This window comes from Brachybacterium sp. sponge (assembly GCF_001613775.1).
GTDB classification, from domain to species: Bacteria; Actinomycetota; Actinomycetes; order Actinomycetales; family Dermabacteraceae; genus Brachybacterium; species Brachybacterium conglomeratum.
In genome coordinates, this window is record NZ_LRMP01000008.1 from 1 (window position 1) to 993 (window position 993).

The 993-nt window shown below is 56.6% G+C and carries 1 rRNA gene; it reads left to right on the forward strand.

The features are described from left to right. Nucleotides 1–993: ribosomal RNA gene (locus tag A4A78_RS17340) — 16S ribosomal RNA — on the forward strand; the annotation flags it as partial.

The following is a 993-nucleotide window of genomic DNA, read 5'->3' on the forward strand; positions in this document are numbered from 1 at the left end:
AGGGAAGAAGCGAGAGTGACGGTACCTGCAGAAGAAGCGCCGGCTAACTACGTGCCAGCAGCCGCGGTAATACGTAGGGCGCAAGCGTTGTCCGGAATTATTGGGCGTAAAGAGCTTGTAGGTGGCTTGTCGCGTCTGCCGTGAAAACCCGAGGCTCAACCTCGGGCGTGCGGTGGGTACGGGCAGGCTAGAGTGTGGTAGGGGAGACTGGAACTCCTGGTGTAGCGGTGAAATGCGCAGATATCAGGAAGAACACCGATGGCGAAGGCAGGTCTCTGGGCCATTACTGACACTGAGAAGCGAAAGCATGGGTAGCGAACAGGATTAGATACCCTGGTAGTCCATGCCGTAAACGTTGGGCACTAGGTGTGGGGGACATTCCACGTTTTCCGCGCCGTAGCTAACGCATTAAGTGCCCCGCCTGGGGAGTACGGCCGCAAGGCTAAAACTCAAAGGAATTGACGGGGGCCCGCACAAGCGGCGGAGCATGCTGATTAATTCGATGCAACGCGAAGAACCTTACCAAGGCTTGACATGCACTGGACGGCTGCAGAGATGTGGCTTTCTTTGGACTGGTGCACAGGTGGTGCATGGTTGTCGTCAGCTCGTGTCGTGAGATGTTGGGTTAAGTCCCGCAACGAGCGCAACCCTCGTTCTATGTTGCCAGCACGTGATGGTGGGGACTCATAGGAGACTGCCGGGGTCAACTCGGAGGAAGGTGGGGACGACGTCAAATCATCATGCCCCTTATGTCTTGGGCTTCAAGCATGCTACAATGGTCGGTACAATGGGTTGCGAAACTGTGAGGTGGAGCGAATCCCAAAAAGCCGGCCTCAGTTCGGATTGGGGTCTGCAACTCGACCCCATGAAGTCGGAGTCGCTAGTAATCGCAGATCAGCAACGCTGCGGTGAATACGTTCCCGGGCCTTGTACACACCGCCCGTCAAGTCACGAAAGTCGGTAACACCCGAAGCCAGTGGCCCATCCTCGTGA